The following is a 13837-nucleotide window of genomic DNA, read 5'->3' on the forward strand; positions in this document are numbered from 1 at the left end:
TTCGGCAACGAGACCATCCGCGTCACCGACACCGGCCGGCTCTCGATCAAACTCCCGGCCCCGCTGGCCCACTTGGCCAACGCACCGCACGGCCGCTACATCCTCGGCGCGACCGTGGCGTTCCAGCATCGCGGGCAGGAGTGGCGTGACCGGATCACCGCCGACCGGGCGGTGGCCTACCGCATCCACCACGACACGACACGCGGCCGCTGGTATGTGACCGCCTCCTGGCAGCGCGCCGCCGCCCCGGTACGCCGCTGCAGGCGGCGGTGGCCCGCGGGGTGGTCGGGGTGGACATGAACGACGATCACCTCGCGGCCTGGCAACTCGATGCGCACGGCAACCCGGTCGGCGAGCCACAGCGCTACTTCTACGACCTCTCGGGCAGCACCGAACACCGCGACGCGCAGATCCGGCACGCGCTGACCCGGCTGCTGCACTACACCCGACGGTGCGGGGCCGCCGCGATCGCCATCGAGGACCTCGACTTCGCGGCGGAGAAGGGCCGGGAGAAGCACGGCCGCAACAAACGCTTCCGCCGCCTGCTCTCCCGCTTCCCCACCGCCAAACTCAAGGCCCGGCTGGTGTCGATGGCCGCCGAACAGCAGGTGGCGGTCGTCGCGGTCGACCCCGCCTACACCAGCCGGTGGGGTGCCCAGCACTGGCAGAAACCGCTGACCACCCCGACTCGCAAGACCACCCGGCACGATGCGGCAAGCATCGCGGTCGGACGACGCGCCCTCGGACATCCGATCCGGCGACGGACGGCACCGCCCCACCCCGACCAGAGTGATCGCGGTGGGCATCGGACCGCCCAGGCCCGACCGGACACCCGACAGCGCGAGGAAACCCGCCCCCACCCACCCGGACCACGCACACGATGCGCGCCCCCGGCCCGTGGAGCGAAAGCGGGAGACCAGCGTGCCCAACACCGTTCGGGACACGCGGCTGAGCAGGAGTCCTGGCAACAGGACTCACTCCCACTCAGTCTTTAGGAACGGTGGAACTTTCCGCCTCCAAGGAGGAGTTGCTCGCGAGCAGCGACTTCGTCTCCGTCCACCTCGCGCTCGGCGACCGCACCCGGGGCCTGCTCGGCGCCGCCGAGCTGGCCCTCCTCAAGCCGACCGCCTACTTCGTCAACACCTCACGGGCGGCGATCGTCGACCAGGACGCCCTGCTCGCCGCGCTGCACGAGGCCCGGATCGCCGGAGCGGGCATCGACGTGTTCGATATCGAGCCGCTCCCCGCCGACCACCCGATGCGCTCGGCCCCGCGCCTGCTGGCCAGCCCGCACCTCGGCTATGTGTCGCGGGCCAACTACGAGACGTACTACGGCGCGGCGGTCGAGGACATCGAGGCGTTTCTGGCGGGCACGCCGGTACGGCGCCTCGGCTGAGCGGCTGCGCGACCGGGCACCAGGCGCGCCCAGCCCGTCCGGATATTCAGCCGGTCCAGAAGTCCCACCACCGGGTCAGAATCAGCATCCCGATGATGCCGATGTGCAGCACCGGCAGGACCCAGGTGAACTCGGCGAAGAAGCTCTTCAGCCAGTCCGGCGCGGGCAGGAATTCATTGCGTACATTGAACGAGGTCACATACCAGAACATGATGATGGTCGCGACCCAGGCCAGACAGCACCACAGGCACAGCGAATTGATTTGGTAAAGCGACTCGTATTGCAGCCAGGTGCAGAATCCGACGCCGAAGAAAGTGCCCGCGTCGAAGGTCAGCCAGTACCAGCGCGTGAAGGCGCCCCGGGCGAGCAGGCTCATACCGACGCAGATCACGATGCCGTACGCGACGAGACCCAGCATCGGGTTGGGGAACCCGAAGGCCGAGGCCTGGTCGCTCGTCATGATGTTGCCGCAGGAGACGACCGGGTTGAGGCTGCACCCGGGCACGAAGTCCGGGTCCTCCAGCAACTTGAACTTGTCGATCGTGATGACCCACGAGGCCAGCAGACCGGCCGCACCGATGATCACCAGCAGCAGGGCGAACGCACGGCTGCCGCCCGCGGTCCGCACGAACGTACCGCTGCTGCCACTCGCCCCTCGTTCCGCGGTGGACGTCATCAGCCGCGCGGCCTGCGCACGGGCGGAAGCACCTGCGCCGCGCCGAGCAGGGTCTCGTCGTCACCCGCGGAGGCCGTCAGGCTCTCCGGCGCGACGGGCTCGCCCGGGTGGACCTCGGGCCAGGCGCGGGTGGCGAACGGGAAGTAGGACATGTCGCCGTCGGGCGCTTCGCCGCTGAAGGCCATGACGGCGAGCGTGCCGAGATCGGCGCCCCGGAAAGGGCGCGTTTCGCTTGAGGTTGAGGTCACCGTGGAACCTTATCGACGTGCTCGAACGGACCCGGCCGTCTCCTCACCCGCCCGGGCGATGACCGAGGGACCGACCACACGAACGAGGGACGCGGCCGTTGACGCAGACGTTGCCGAGATTGACTTCAAGAGCCAGGAGACAAAACAGGGAGGGCCGGGACCCGATACCGGGTTCCGGCCCTCCTCTGCTGCACGGGTGGCCTTACGCGACGGGTGCCGACGACAAACGGGCGCCTCGGCCGTCTCAGTCGGACGTCAGGACTTCTTGCCGGCGACGCCGAAGCTGCTGACGCAGTTGATCTGACCGCCCGAAGCCGGGCAGCTCTGCGTTGAGTCGTTGACGAAGGTGACGTTTCCGCGCTTGTCGGTGGTTACCTGCCGGTACTCCCTCACCTGCGAGCAGCGCGTGTAACCGTCGCCGTCGCCGACGCACATGCCGGAGCCATTAACGGCGAAGGCCTGGACAGCACCGGCACCGATCAGAGCGAAGCTCCCCAGGACGCCCACTGCCGCTGCGAACTTCTTTGAATTGAGCATCTGCCTTTTCCTTTACAGTTGGCCCCCGGGACTGGACCGCGGAGTCGTTCCGGACGCTTGGACCGGCAACGAAGCCAGACGGCGAACTCCAGGGCTCGGACGCCTGATCGAGCCTCGAGGGCCGCCGACACCTGATAAGTGATTACTGGGCGGCGGGGGCGGCGGCCTGAGTGCACTGCACCGTCTTGCGCTTGCTCTGGTCGACGACCTGCAAACCGAGGGCGTTGACCGAGAGATTGACGTCGCCGATGTTGATAAGCGTCCAATTCTTCTCGTCCGCAGAGCACTTCTGGTTCTGCTGGGGCTTGTCGGCCTCGACCTTCGGGTCCCCGCCCGCAGCGTGGCCGATGCCACCGCCCAGCAAGCTGATGCTGCCGAGCATGGCCGCGGCCACTACTGCCTTCTGGTACTTGCGCATTACTTCTCCGTTCTCGAGTTGACACAGCTCGTAACGGGCTGGCCACCGACAGTTGCCGACTGTAGGCGATGTTTGCGACTTTTGCTTGGTGAAACGCCCCAAGCGGGTAAGTTTCTAAAAAAAGCCATAATCCGGCATTTGTGTATATGTAATGCGTGGGCCGAATCCGGATGGCCGCGTCGGATCAACCGCCGTTCGGACAACCGCTTCCACAGCGAGTGGGCACGCTCTTCGTCGACAGAGGGCCGTCGCCGCCACCCGTGACCGGACGGCGGAGTCGCGCCCCAGCGCATGGACCGGCAAGGACGCCAAAACGGCAGGTCCCGGGGCTCGAACACCTGGTTCGAGCCCCGGGACCTGCCTAGATCACCTGATCGGTGATTACTTGCCGATGGTGAAGAGCTGAGCGCAGTTCACCGACGTGCGCTCACTCTGGTCGACGAGCTGGAAGCCGGCAGCGTTGGTCGGAGCGAAGACGCTGCCCGTCGAGGTGCCCGTGAAGTTGTATTCGTCCGCCGAGCACTCCTGGCTCTGCTTGTTGTCGAGCTTGACCTTCCCGCCGTCGTCAGCGTGGCCGACGCCAGCGCCCAGGAAACTGACGCTGCCAAGCATGGCCATGACGACTGCGGCCTTCTGGTACTTGCGCATTACCTCTCCGTTTCTCGTGTCGACACAGTCCGTTACGGTCTGGTGACTGACAGTCTTCAACTTAGGCGATCTTTCCGGCTTCCGCTGCGAGAAACGCCCAATCGCGCACATATATGGAAAAAATGCACCCGTTGTGCCGCTGCTGTGCAGATACCGGGTGACCAAGTCCGGGTAGCGACGTCCGGCCACCGCCGCGCGGACAGCCGCTGGTCACGGCGTGGGGCATCCCCTTCAGCCACCCCGCCCGAATATCCCCGCAGAGCGCCCGGACCTTACTGCGGGCGGCCGCACGCGGCCTACGAGCCGACCGGGCCCGCGCCGACCGGACGGCGGAATCGTGCCCCAGTACGCGGACCGGCAAGGACGTCAAAACGGCAGGTCCCGGGGCTCGAACACCTGGTTCGAGCCCCGGGACCTGCCTAGATCACCTGATCGGCGATTACTTGCCGATCGTGAAGAGCTGAGCGCAGTCCACCGACGTGCGCTTGCTCTGGTCGACGACCTGGAAGCCGGCAGCGTTGACCGGAGCGAAGACGCTGGCCGCCTCGGTGCCCTTGAAGTAAGTTCCGTCCGCCGAGCACTTCTGGCTCTGCTTGTTGTCCAGCTTGACCTTCGGGTCCCCGTCGGCGTGGCCGACGCCAGCGCTCAGGAAACTGACGCTGCCGAGCATGGCCATGACGACTGCAGCCTTCTGGTACTTGCGCATTACCTCTCCGTTCCTCGTGTCGACACAGCCCGTAATGGCCTGGTCACCAACAGTTGCCAACCGTAGGTGACGTTGCGTCCTTTTAGGGCGCGAAACGCCCAAACATGTAAGTGCCTCGAAAAAGAGCACAATCTGGCACGGCTGTGCGCGTATCGGCGGCCAAATCCGGGTAGTCACGTGGTCGGCGCGCAGAGTCACCCTCGCCAAGGCGTCAGGAGTCCTTGCCGCGGACGACGACGCCACTGACGCAGGTGACTGGCTCCGTGAAGGTGGACAGGTCTGCGTTGACTCGCTGGCGGGGTCGCCCCCGCGACTGGGTGGCGGAGTCGTCCCCCATGCATGGACTGGCAAGGACGTCAAAACAGCAGGCCCCGGAGCTCGGACACCTGGTTCAAGCCCAGGGGCCTGCCTAGATCACCTGGTCGGTGATCACCTACCACCGATCGTGAAGAGCTGAGCGCAGTTCACCGACGTGCGCTCGCTCTGGTCAATGAGCTGGGTGCCGGCACCGTTGGTCGGAGCGAAGGCGCCGACCGTCCCCCCGGCGTCGAAGTTGACTTCGTCCGCCGAGCAGTGCTGGTTCTGCTTGTTGTCGAGGCTGAACTTCCCATCATCGCCGGCGTGGCCGACGCCGGCGCCCAGGAAACCGACGCTGCCGAGCATGGCCATGACGACTGCAGCCTTCTGGTACTTGCGCATTACCTCTCCGTTTCTCGTGTCGACACAGTCCGTTACGGTCTGGTCACTGACAGTCCTCAACATAGATGATCTTTCTTACTTTTTCCACGAGAAACGCCCATAGCGAATATCTTCTGACAAAAACATGCCTCGGCACTGCTGCGCACACAGCGGGTGGCCGCGTCCCGGCAGGCACGTCCGGCCAACTGCCGTTCGGACACGGCGCACCGCACCCCTTGAGGCAGCTGGCTATCGGGGCCCCGGCTCCGTGGCGTACGCCAGAGCCAACACGTTTCCGCATACGCGAGGCGACACTGCCGCCACCGCACCCGCTCGAGAACCGCGCCGCCGAGGGCGACCGCGCGCACGTCCACGAGCCGACCGGGCCCGCACCGGCCGGCGGAAGGGGACCGCCTTCGCCGCAGTGCCTGGTCCGGGGGCTCGGCCCTGCCAGACGGCGATGTCTCGCGATCCGCGCCAGTCAACGTGGGCGGAACAACCGTCACATCGTGATCGGTGGGCTCAACCCGGCCATGGGTAACGCCTGCAAGAACGACAACGGCGAGAAGACCGACAGGAAGAACGGCAAGAAGGCCCGCCGCGGCCACTGACGCCCGTTGACGTCTGTCGTCCTGACCTGAGAGCCCCGGCACACTCAAGCGCCGGGGCTCTTCCCATGAACCGCGTCGCCTCAGGCGTACCGGTAGATCCCGCTGACGTCCTCGAGCTCGTCCGGCGTCACGTCCCACGGCGGCAGCTTCTCGTGCCGTGCCACCATCCGGTTGTGCTGCGCGTCCGCAGGGCGCGGCGGTTTCGCGGGCAGGTAGCGGGCTCCGCGGTGCCGGCGCTGCCAGCGTTGCCACTGCAGGTCGATGAAGGCGTGGTGCAACCAGAAGACGGGGTCGTTGACGGAGGCGGCGCCGAGCATGGCCCCGCCGACCCAGCGGTGCACGCGGTTGTGGTTGCGCCAGGAGGTGCTGCCCCGGCCGGTGCTCCAGCCCTCCAGCTTGTTGCGGAAACCTCGCGTGACCGTCGAATCCCAGGGCGACACGTCGTAGACGGGGTCCTTCAGCGCCCATTCCAGATCGCTCTTCGTGGGCAGATCGATCGGGGCGCGGGGTCGGCCGAAGTCCCGAGTGAGGAACGCCGCGTCGGTCACGCTCTCCTTGATGGTCCAGTGGCCCTTCTGATAGGCGAACGGACCGGTCATCACCTGGTGGTCGGAGCGGCGCCCGTTGCCGCCGAGGAGGTCCGCCGTCCAGGGCGCGGAGGTCGTCGTGCGGTCGCGCGTCCAGTCCCAGTACGGCACGGTCACCGACGAGTCGACTCGGCGTAGCGCACGCTCCAGATCGAGCAGGAAGCGGCGGTGCCAGGGCAGGAACGAGGGCGCCATGTGGGCGGTGCGCCGTTTGTGCTCGCCGTCGGGGGAGAAGTACGCGATGTGCATCCGCACGAACTCGTCGTACTCCCCACGCCGTTTGACCTCCAGCAGCGCCTTGACGAACCGGCGCCTCTCCGCCCCCGTGAGCGTGCCGGCGTTCTTACGCACGTACGTCATGCTGGTGCCCCATGTGCAGGTGTCCCCCGTCTGCGGGTCCCGGAGCCAGGAGGCGCAGCCGCTGACCGGGGCCGAGTTCGTCGATGGCGGCGCGGGCGGCCTCGAGCGGTGTCCGGTACGAGCAGTAGTGGTCGACCATGCTCAGCCAGGTGCCGTCCGCGCGGCGCATCAGATACAGAGGGCGGTCGTCCACGGTGACATGCCACCGGCCGTCCTCGGCTGCGCTGGACGCTGGGATCCACACACCTCGGATGCGGCGGCCGCGGTAGGTCTGGTCGAAGACGGTGTCGCCCGGGGCGGGTCCGGCTCCGGGGAGCCGAGGCCGGGAGGCGGCGACCACCGAGGCCAGGGCGGCGCCGAGCACGCAGGCGCGCAGACCGCGCACCAGATCCCGCCGTGTTCTGCCTGCCGGTACGGGCCGCGCCGGGCCCGGTGCTCTGTCCTCGGCACCCACCGGTACTCCGCCGACGCTGACGCCCATGGTTCACTCCTCGTCCGGTTCGGTTGTCCGTAGCGGTAACCGCCGAACGCCCCGCGCGGTAACCGCCGCGGGGCCAGGAAAATGATCAATGGTGGCCGTTCGGGTGACCCCCGGTCTGTTGTCCGGTCACAGCCGGAATGCCGACTCCGTGCCCACGGAGCGACGGCCCTCGAACTCCACCGAGGGCCGACTCCGTACGGCAGGGCTCAGACCTACAGCCACAGATTGCCGCGCACCGGCTTGACCTCGTTCAGCGCGGCCGCGGCCTGGTTCGCCGTGGGGATCAGCCCGCCCTTGCCCTCCGCGGTCGCGCCGAGGGGGACCCTGGTGGTCACGCCGCCGGTGAGGTCGCTGGACGCCAGGTCGGGACCACTCTGGGCGGCCGGAGCCTGGGGAGCACTCGGGGCGGCCGGAGCCTGGGGGGCACTCTGGGCAGCCGGAGCCTGGGGAGCACTCTGGGCGGCAGGCGCCTGGTACGGAGCACTCTGGGCGGCAGGCGCCTGGTACGGAGCACTCTGGGCGGCCGGAGCCTGGGGAGCACTCTGAGCAGCAGGCGCCTGGGGGGCACTCTGAGCAGCCGGAGCCTGGGGAGCACTCTGAGCAGCCGGAGCCTGGGGAGCACTCTGAGCAGCCGGAGCCTGGTACGGAGCACTCTGAGGCGCCGGAGCCTGGGGAGCACTCTGAGCAGCCGGGGCCTGGTACGGAGCACTCTGGGCGGCAGGCGCCTGGTCGGGAGCACTCAGGGTGGTGGGAGCCTGGGAAGGAGCACTCTGGGCTGGGGCGTTGTGGGCGAACGCGGGTGTAGCGGAACCGGCGGCGATCAATGACCCGGCAACGATGGCGGCAGCCTTCAGAGACTTCATCGTGTTCCTTTCGTCGGCAACGTGAGTTGCCGGAGGGGATTCTGTCGCCGTGCCTAACGAGCCCTGACCGGGGCGGAAACCGGAAATGCCCAAGATTGCCAATACCTCATATGAGAGGGGCGGGAAGAACAACATTTGTGACGCCCCCCGTTGCGTTCTTCGTGAACCTGTCAAGAGGACCGCCGGCCTCCGGGCCCGGCATGACTTTCCCCCCGTCGCAGGGATTACCTGGGGGGGGTGTCACCAGGCCCGAGAGGCACCGTTGGAGACGCTGATGAGAGGTCCGACCACCGTCCGACCGAGCGCAATGCGCGCATACGACGCCGAAGCCCTGGCCGGCGAGGACGGGTCGTACGACATCGACGATGTGGGCATCTTCCTCGGGCCGTCTTCGACAAGCCGACCGCGAAGTTCGGCACCGTGCTGGTGATCGTGGACCAGCCCGCCTCGATCGGAGCCCTGCCCCTCACGGTCGCCCGGGACGCCGCGGTGATCGCGGACGTCGCCCGCCCCAGCCACGGATCTCCGGCCGCCCTGCGCAAAGCCGGACGCCGCAAGCTGGTTGAGGCGATCCGGCCCAAGGAGGCCCCGCGCCCGCGCATGGCCCAGCGGCTGATCGACGACGTCGTCGACGCGCTCGACGAACAGACCGTCTACGAACCCAGAACCCCCCTCCTCGCTTGACGCACGACGCTCACGGGGCCTGCACCAGCACCGGCGTCAGCGACGTGATGGCGGGGAGCGTGACGGTCGGCTCGAGAGGCACCGACGTCGACAGCGACGTGCTGGTCAGCGTCGACACAGTGGATGGGGTCGTCTCCGGCAGGTCGCCGTCGAGCAGTTCGTCGAGGAGGTCTTCCACCTCGGCCAGCAGGTCGTCGACCAGCGAAAGCACCTCGTCGACGTCATCCGAGATCGACTCCAGGAGGTCATCGATGGCCTCCTCCACGTCGTCCAGCTCGTCATTCAGCTCGTCGTCCAGCTCGGCATTCAGCTCGTCCAGCTCGTCGTCCGTGAGGTCAGCGGCGCGCCGCTCGAGCACCCTGCGCTCGGCGCCCGTCGCCGGAGCCTTGTCGGCCGCCTTGTCCAGGGCGCGCTTCGCTTCGGCTCCCAGTTTCTTGGCCTCGGCGGCGGGCAGTTGGCCATTGTCCGCCTTGGCCGCGGCCTTCAGCAGGTCGGCGACCGGAGCGAGCTCGCCCCTGTTGTAGGTCCTTACCTGTGCGATCAGCACATCCGCACCGCGGAGTCGCGCCTCGGACGAGAGCACACGACTGTGCTCTCGGGTCGAGTCGGCCGCCATGGCGGCGGGGCCGGTGATCCCGACCAGGAGGGCGGCGCACAGTGCGCTGGTCGCGATACGCCGTGCGGGCAGAGCACGCATGGGAGTTCCTTTCGGCAGGCGTTGGATCTTGAGTCCATACTCAAAGCGCCCGTCACTCCCCGCAACCGTTCATACGCTTTTAGTGATCTCGCACGCATCCGGTCGCCGCACCCGCCCGCCCGGACGGTACGTCAGACCGACGGGCGCGCCATGTGCCGAGGCCTGCGCCGCCCATGGCGAGAACCTGGGAAGGTGACTGGTTTCACCATTCCGACACGCTTGTCAGATTTCATCGCATTTCAGTGCTTTTGTTCCGCTGATGGCTAGAGTTGCGACCCGCGACGCACTCCTCAGCGCGGACACTTCGCACCCCGTGCCGCTGCTGCCAACGCCACCTGTTGCGAAAGGGCAACGACGGTCATGCGCCATTCCCTGGGTCCGCTGGTCCGCTGTAGGACCATCGGCGTCCTCGCCCTTGCCGTTGCCGCGATGTGGGCGCCCGGCAGCTCCCCGGCCGCAGCGCCCGCACCGGAAGCGGACAGCCTCACGTTCGCCCAGCGGTACCGCGCGCACCAACATGGCGGCATCGTCCGCGCGGCGAACGCCTCCATCAGCTGCGTGCAGATCACGGCACCTTCGTGCTCGGACGTGCGGGCAGGCGGGCGCGGCGTGAACGGCGACTTCGACATGTTCTACATCGACGTCGACCGCGACCCGAACACCTACAACTCCTCCCGCGCGGAGGTCCGCCTGCCCGCCGGCTCCCGCGTGTCGTACGCGCGCCTGTACTGGGGCGGCAACCTGCACGTGGGCGAACAGAAGCCGCCGGAGGACAACGAGAAGGTGCTGATCTCCGAACCCGGCGGGGAGTACAAGACCCTCCTCGCGGACACGGTCGTCGGACACCGCGTGGCAGACGGCGTTGACGCCTTCCAGGCGTCGGCGGACGTCACGCAGCTGGTCCGGGAGGGCGGGTCGGGCCTGTACACCGTGGCGCAGGTCAACGTGGCCATGGGCAAATCGGCGGCCGGGGCATGGGGCGGCTGGACGCTGGTGGTGGCGTACGAGAACTCCGCGGAGCCGCTGCGGCACCTCGCGCTCTGGGACGGCTTCACATCGCTGAAGTCCGGCTCGGGACAAGAGATCCGGCTGCAGGACGTGGGCTTTGCCGCGGGTGCGGGGGGCCGGGCGGGCCTGGTGGCGTACAACGGCGACCGCGGCACCACGGGCGACTCGCTCACCCTGACGACCGGGTCCTCCTCCACCGCCCTCAGCGACTCCGCCAACCCCCAGGACGACGTCCTGAACTCCACCATCAGTGAGCCCGGAGCGGCTGCGGCGCGTGTGCCTGAATACGCCAACACCCTCGGCTACGACTCCGACGTGTTCGACCTCGGAAGTGGCCTGCAGAACGCCGGTGACCAGTTGACCTTCCGGCTCCGTTCCCAGCAGGACTCGGCGTGGGCCGGTGTGCTCTTCGTCGCCGTCGACGCTCAGCGGTGAGCCCGCTGCCGCATGCGCCGAGCGCTTTCGTGAGCGAGGAAACCGCGCAGATGCACCTGTCACCCACCGGCCCTCGGCCGCGGGTCCTGCACCTCACCCAACCGGTCGACGGCGGGGTCGCGCGCGTCGTGACGGACCTGGTCCGGGCACAGCTGGCGTACGGCCTGGACGTCACCGTGGCCTGCCCCGACAGCACACTCACCGCGGAACTGCGGGCGCTCGGCGCGAAGGTACGGCACTGGTCCGCGACGCGGTCGCCGGGTCCGTCGCTCGTGCGGGAAGTACGGCACCTGGCACGGGTGATCGACGAGGTACGCCCCGATCTGGTGCACGCGCACAGCGCGAAGGCCGGGCTCGCCGGGCGGCTCGCGGTGCGCGGGCGGATTCCGACGGTCTTCCAGCCGCACGCCTGGTCGTTCGAGGCGGTCGGCGGGGGCACCGCGGCCCTGGCGCTCAGGTGGGAGCGATGGGGGGCGCGTTGGGCCGCACGGGTGGTGTGTGTGAGCGAGGCGGAACGCGCGGCCGGCGTGCGCGCCAGGATCGCCGGCCGATGGACCGTCGTCCCCAACGGCATCGATCCCGAGCGCTTCCAGCCTGCCACCGCCGGCACCGTGCGGGCCGGGCTCGCACCGCTCGCCGACATCCACCCGGCAGCGCCGCTGGTGGTCTGCGTGGGGCGGCTGTGCCGGCAGAAGGGGCAGGACGTCCTGCTACGGGCGTGGGACGCCGTCGTGCACAAGGTGCCCGACGCCCGCCTCGTCCTGGTCGGCGACGGTCCGGATAACGACCGGCTTCGCGAAGGCGCCCCGGAGTCCGTGCTGTTCACAGGAGCCGTCACCGACGCCTCCCCCTGGTACCAGGCCGCCGATCTCGTCGTCCTGCCGTCCCGCTGGGAGGGCATGGCGCTGGCCCCGCTGGAGGCGATGGCCTGCGGGCGGCCCGTGGTGGTCACCGACGTCGACGGCGCCCGCGAGAGCCTGCCGCCCTCCTTCGCCGCCCGGTGCCTGATCCCGCCAGAGCAACCGGCGGTGCTGGCCGGGGCCGTCACCGAGCTGCTGCTCGACCCGCTCCTGCGCGAGTCACTCGGCAACCGTGGCCGCCGGCACGTGCTGACCACCCACGACGTGCGGCACACCGCCGAGGCGGTCACGGACATCTACCGCGACCTGCTCGGCACCTGGCCCGCCGCCGAAAAGACGCGCCCGTCCCGAGCGGGCACGGGGGTCGCCCCGATCGAGCGGAGCCGAGCGGGGGGGAGCACCAAGGCCCGCAGCGCTGAGCACAGTCAGCCGCTCGACACAGGCTGTGGCGCCGGGGCGAACCAGACAACACAGCGCGTCGAGCCGCCCGAGCACAGGGAGTCGATCCACTCGTGACCGCCGAACATACCGTCCCCTCCCCCGGCGTACAGCCACGGGACCACGGATTCTCAGCAGTCTCGGTCATGCCGCCACGCGGCGCCGCCACCGGTTCCCGGGTCCCCTCCCCGCGGCGCCCGGCCCGGTCGGCTTCACCGGTCCCGCTGCTCGTCGCGGACGGCGTCGCCGCCCTGTTGGGCACGCTTGCGCTCACCGAGGCCCAGCGCCAGCCGCTGCTCGTCACCCTGCTGATCGTCGCCTCGCTGCTGCCGCGCCCGCGCGACGGCCGGCCGGCGGTGCCGGGGCTGCTGGACGAACTGCCCGCCGTGTGCGGCCGCATCGCGGTGGCCTGGCTGGCGCTCTCGGCACTCTTGGCGGCGTACCGGCCGGAGCACGCATTGTCCGTCGGCACCGTGCTGACGGGCCTCGCCCTGCACGGGGCGGCGGGTTGTGTGCTCCGCGGAGCCGTGCACGGGCGGCGGCGCGCCGCCCTGCTGCGCCACCCGCACACCGCGCTCGTCGTCGGCCCGGTGGCGACCGCGCAGCGCGTGGCCACCGCCGTGCTGCGCCACCCGCGGTGCGGCGTGCGGCCGGTGGGGATCGTCGCCGAGCAGCAGCACGGCACCGAGGGCCTGCCGGTGCTGACGACCAGCGCCGAGGTCGAGCGTGCGGTCATCCAGAACGGGGTGCGGGCGGTGCTGGCCGTTCACCCCTCCGTACGCGCCGAACAGGGGCCGCTGCTGCGGGCGCTGGCCGAATCGGGTTGCGAGGTCTGGGAGGTCGACGCCGACTCCCCGTCGTACATGACGAAGGAGCGGCTGGCCGGGTTCTCCTGCCGGCGTCTGGCCATGTCCGCGGCGCACCGCGGCAGCGCGGGCAAGCGAACGCTCGACATTCTCGTGTCGGGGACGCTGTTGCTGCTGGTCAGCCCTCTGCTCCTGGCGTGCGCGGTGGCGTTGCGGATCAGCGACGGGCCGGGCGTGGTGTTCCGGCAGGAGCGCATCGGCAAGGACGGAAAGCCGTTCACGCTGCTGAAGTTCCGTACTCACCGCCCGGTCGACGCGCACGAGTCGGCGACCCGGTGGAGCGTGGCGAACGAGAACGAGATGCGCTGGTTCTGCCGTATGTTGCGGCGCACCTCGCTCGACGAATTGCTCCAGCTGTGGAACGTACTCCGGGGCGACATGAGCCTGATCGGGCCACGGCCCGAACGCCCCTACTTCGTCGGGCAGTTCAGCCAGACCTACCCCGGTTACGCCGCCCGCCACCGCATGCGGACCGGCATCACCGGCCTCGCCCAGATCCAGGGGCTGCGCGGCGACACCTCGATCGAGGACCGCTGCCGGTTCGACAACGCCTACATCGACGACTGGTCGCTGTGGCAGGACATCTGCATCCTGCTGCGCACCGCGGGCAGCCTGGTGCGTCCGACGGGGAGCTGAAAAA

14 protein-coding genes and 3 pseudogenes are annotated in these 13837 nt (G+C 69.0%); 6 read left to right on the forward strand and 11 right to left on the reverse strand.

Annotation, left to right across the window (positions count from 1 at the left end; translation table 11 throughout):
* Nucleotides 1–995, forward strand: a pseudogene (locus tag AB0D57_RS41015) (IS200/IS605 family accessory protein TnpB-related protein); the annotation flags it as partial.
* A pseudogene (locus AB0D57_RS41020) lies at nt 992–1396 on the forward strand (NAD(P)-dependent oxidoreductase); the annotation flags it as partial. The pseudogenes AB0D57_RS41015 and AB0D57_RS41020, both read left to right, overlap by 4 nt.
* Before the next feature lie 46 nt (nt 1397–1442).
* Here the strand turns inward: AB0D57_RS41020 and AB0D57_RS41025 are convergent.
* From AB0D57_RS41025 to AB0D57_RS41070, 10 genes are all read right to left on the reverse strand, one after another.
* Nucleotides 1443–2072, reverse strand: coding sequence for a vitamin K epoxide reductase family protein (locus AB0D57_RS41025; protein ID WP_362085975.1), 630 nt, complete (start codon nt 2070–2072; stop codon nt 1443–1445).
* Entirely contained in the window at nt 2072–2320 is a 249-nt protein-coding gene (locus AB0D57_RS41030; protein ID WP_362085978.1) for a DUF5949 family protein, read from the reverse strand. The genes AB0D57_RS41025 and AB0D57_RS41030 overlap by 1 nt, the downstream gene beginning before the upstream one ends.
* 255 nt (nt 2321–2575) lie before the next feature.
* On the reverse strand, nt 2576–2857 hold the full coding sequence (locus AB0D57_RS41035) for a hypothetical protein (protein ID WP_362085980.1): 282 nt from the start codon (nt 2855–2857) through the stop codon (nt 2576–2578).
* 142 nt (nt 2858–2999) lie between these two features.
* A complete protein-coding gene (locus tag AB0D57_RS41040; RefSeq protein ID WP_362085983.1) occupies nt 3000–3275 on the reverse strand; it encodes a hypothetical protein in 276 nt (91 codons plus the stop codon).
* 381 nt (nt 3276–3656) lie between these two features.
* Nucleotides 3657–3923, reverse strand: coding sequence for a hypothetical protein (locus AB0D57_RS41045; RefSeq protein ID WP_362085986.1), 267 nt, complete (start codon nt 3921–3923; stop codon nt 3657–3659).
* A 439-nt stretch (nt 3924–4362) separates the two neighbouring features.
* Nucleotides 4363–4629: a hypothetical protein gene (locus AB0D57_RS41050; RefSeq protein WP_362085989.1), complete on the reverse strand. Its 267-nt coding sequence runs from the start codon at nt 4627–4629 to the stop codon at nt 4363–4365.
* 429 nt (nt 4630–5058) lie between these two features.
* Nucleotides 5059–5328 carry a hypothetical protein gene (locus AB0D57_RS41055; protein WP_362085992.1) on the reverse strand — a complete coding sequence of 90 codons (270 nt, stop codon included), beginning with the start codon at nt 5326–5328 and terminating at the stop codon, nt 5059–5061.
* Between the two features lie 670 nt (nt 5329–5998).
* Nucleotides 5999–6865, reverse strand: a complete 867-nt coding sequence (locus AB0D57_RS41060; RefSeq protein WP_362085995.1) for a tyrosinase family protein — start codon at nt 6863–6865, stop codon at nt 5999–6001.
* Nucleotides 6849–7346 carry a tyrosinase family oxidase copper chaperone gene (locus AB0D57_RS41065; RefSeq protein WP_362085998.1) on the reverse strand — a complete coding sequence of 166 codons (498 nt, stop codon included), beginning with the start codon at nt 7344–7346 and terminating at the stop codon, nt 6849–6851. Before AB0D57_RS41065 ends, AB0D57_RS41060 begins: the two co-directional genes overlap by 17 nt.
* Nucleotides 7347–7558: 212 nt before the next feature.
* Nucleotides 7559–7681: a hypothetical protein gene (locus AB0D57_RS41070; protein ID WP_362086001.1), complete on the reverse strand. Its 123-nt coding sequence runs from the start codon at nt 7679–7681 to the stop codon at nt 7559–7561.
* A 909-nt stretch (nt 7682–8590) separates the two neighbouring features.
* Between AB0D57_RS41070 and AB0D57_RS41075 the strand changes: the two are divergent.
* Nucleotides 8591–8863: pseudogene (locus AB0D57_RS41075) on the forward strand (hypothetical protein); the annotation flags it as partial.
* A gap of 40 nt (nt 8864–8903) precedes the next feature.
* Here the strand turns inward: AB0D57_RS41075 and AB0D57_RS41080 are convergent.
* The gene (locus AB0D57_RS41080) at nt 8904–9590 is read right to left on the reverse strand and encodes a hypothetical protein (protein WP_362086004.1); all 687 of its coding nucleotides are present in this window, start codon (nt 9588–9590) and stop codon (nt 8904–8906) included.
* A gap of 360 nt (nt 9591–9950) precedes the next feature.
* Here AB0D57_RS41080 and AB0D57_RS41085 point away from each other — a divergent pair, with 360 nt between their 5' ends.
* From AB0D57_RS41085 to AB0D57_RS41095, 3 genes are read left to right on the forward strand one after another with little or no spacing between them, the layout of a single operon-like run.
* Nucleotides 9951–11033, forward strand: coding sequence for a DUF3344 domain-containing protein (locus tag AB0D57_RS41085; RefSeq protein ID WP_362086007.1), 1083 nt, complete (start codon nt 9951–9953; stop codon nt 11031–11033).
* A gap of 50 nt (nt 11034–11083) precedes the next feature.
* Nucleotides 11084–12409, forward strand: coding sequence for a glycosyltransferase family 4 protein (locus AB0D57_RS41090; protein WP_362086010.1), 1326 nt, complete (start codon nt 11084–11086; stop codon nt 12407–12409).
* The gene (locus AB0D57_RS41095; protein WP_362086013.1) at nt 12406–13833 is read left to right on the forward strand and encodes an exopolysaccharide biosynthesis polyprenyl glycosylphosphotransferase; all 1428 of its coding nucleotides are present in this window, start codon (nt 12406–12408) and stop codon (nt 13831–13833) included. The genes AB0D57_RS41090 and AB0D57_RS41095 overlap by 4 nt, the downstream gene beginning before the upstream one ends.
* Nucleotides 13834–13837 lie beyond the last annotated feature (4 nt).

Source organism: Streptomyces sp. NPDC048275, from assembly GCF_040652275.1.
In the GTDB taxonomy this organism is placed as follows: domain Bacteria; phylum Actinomycetota; class Actinomycetes; order Streptomycetales; family Streptomycetaceae; genus Streptomyces.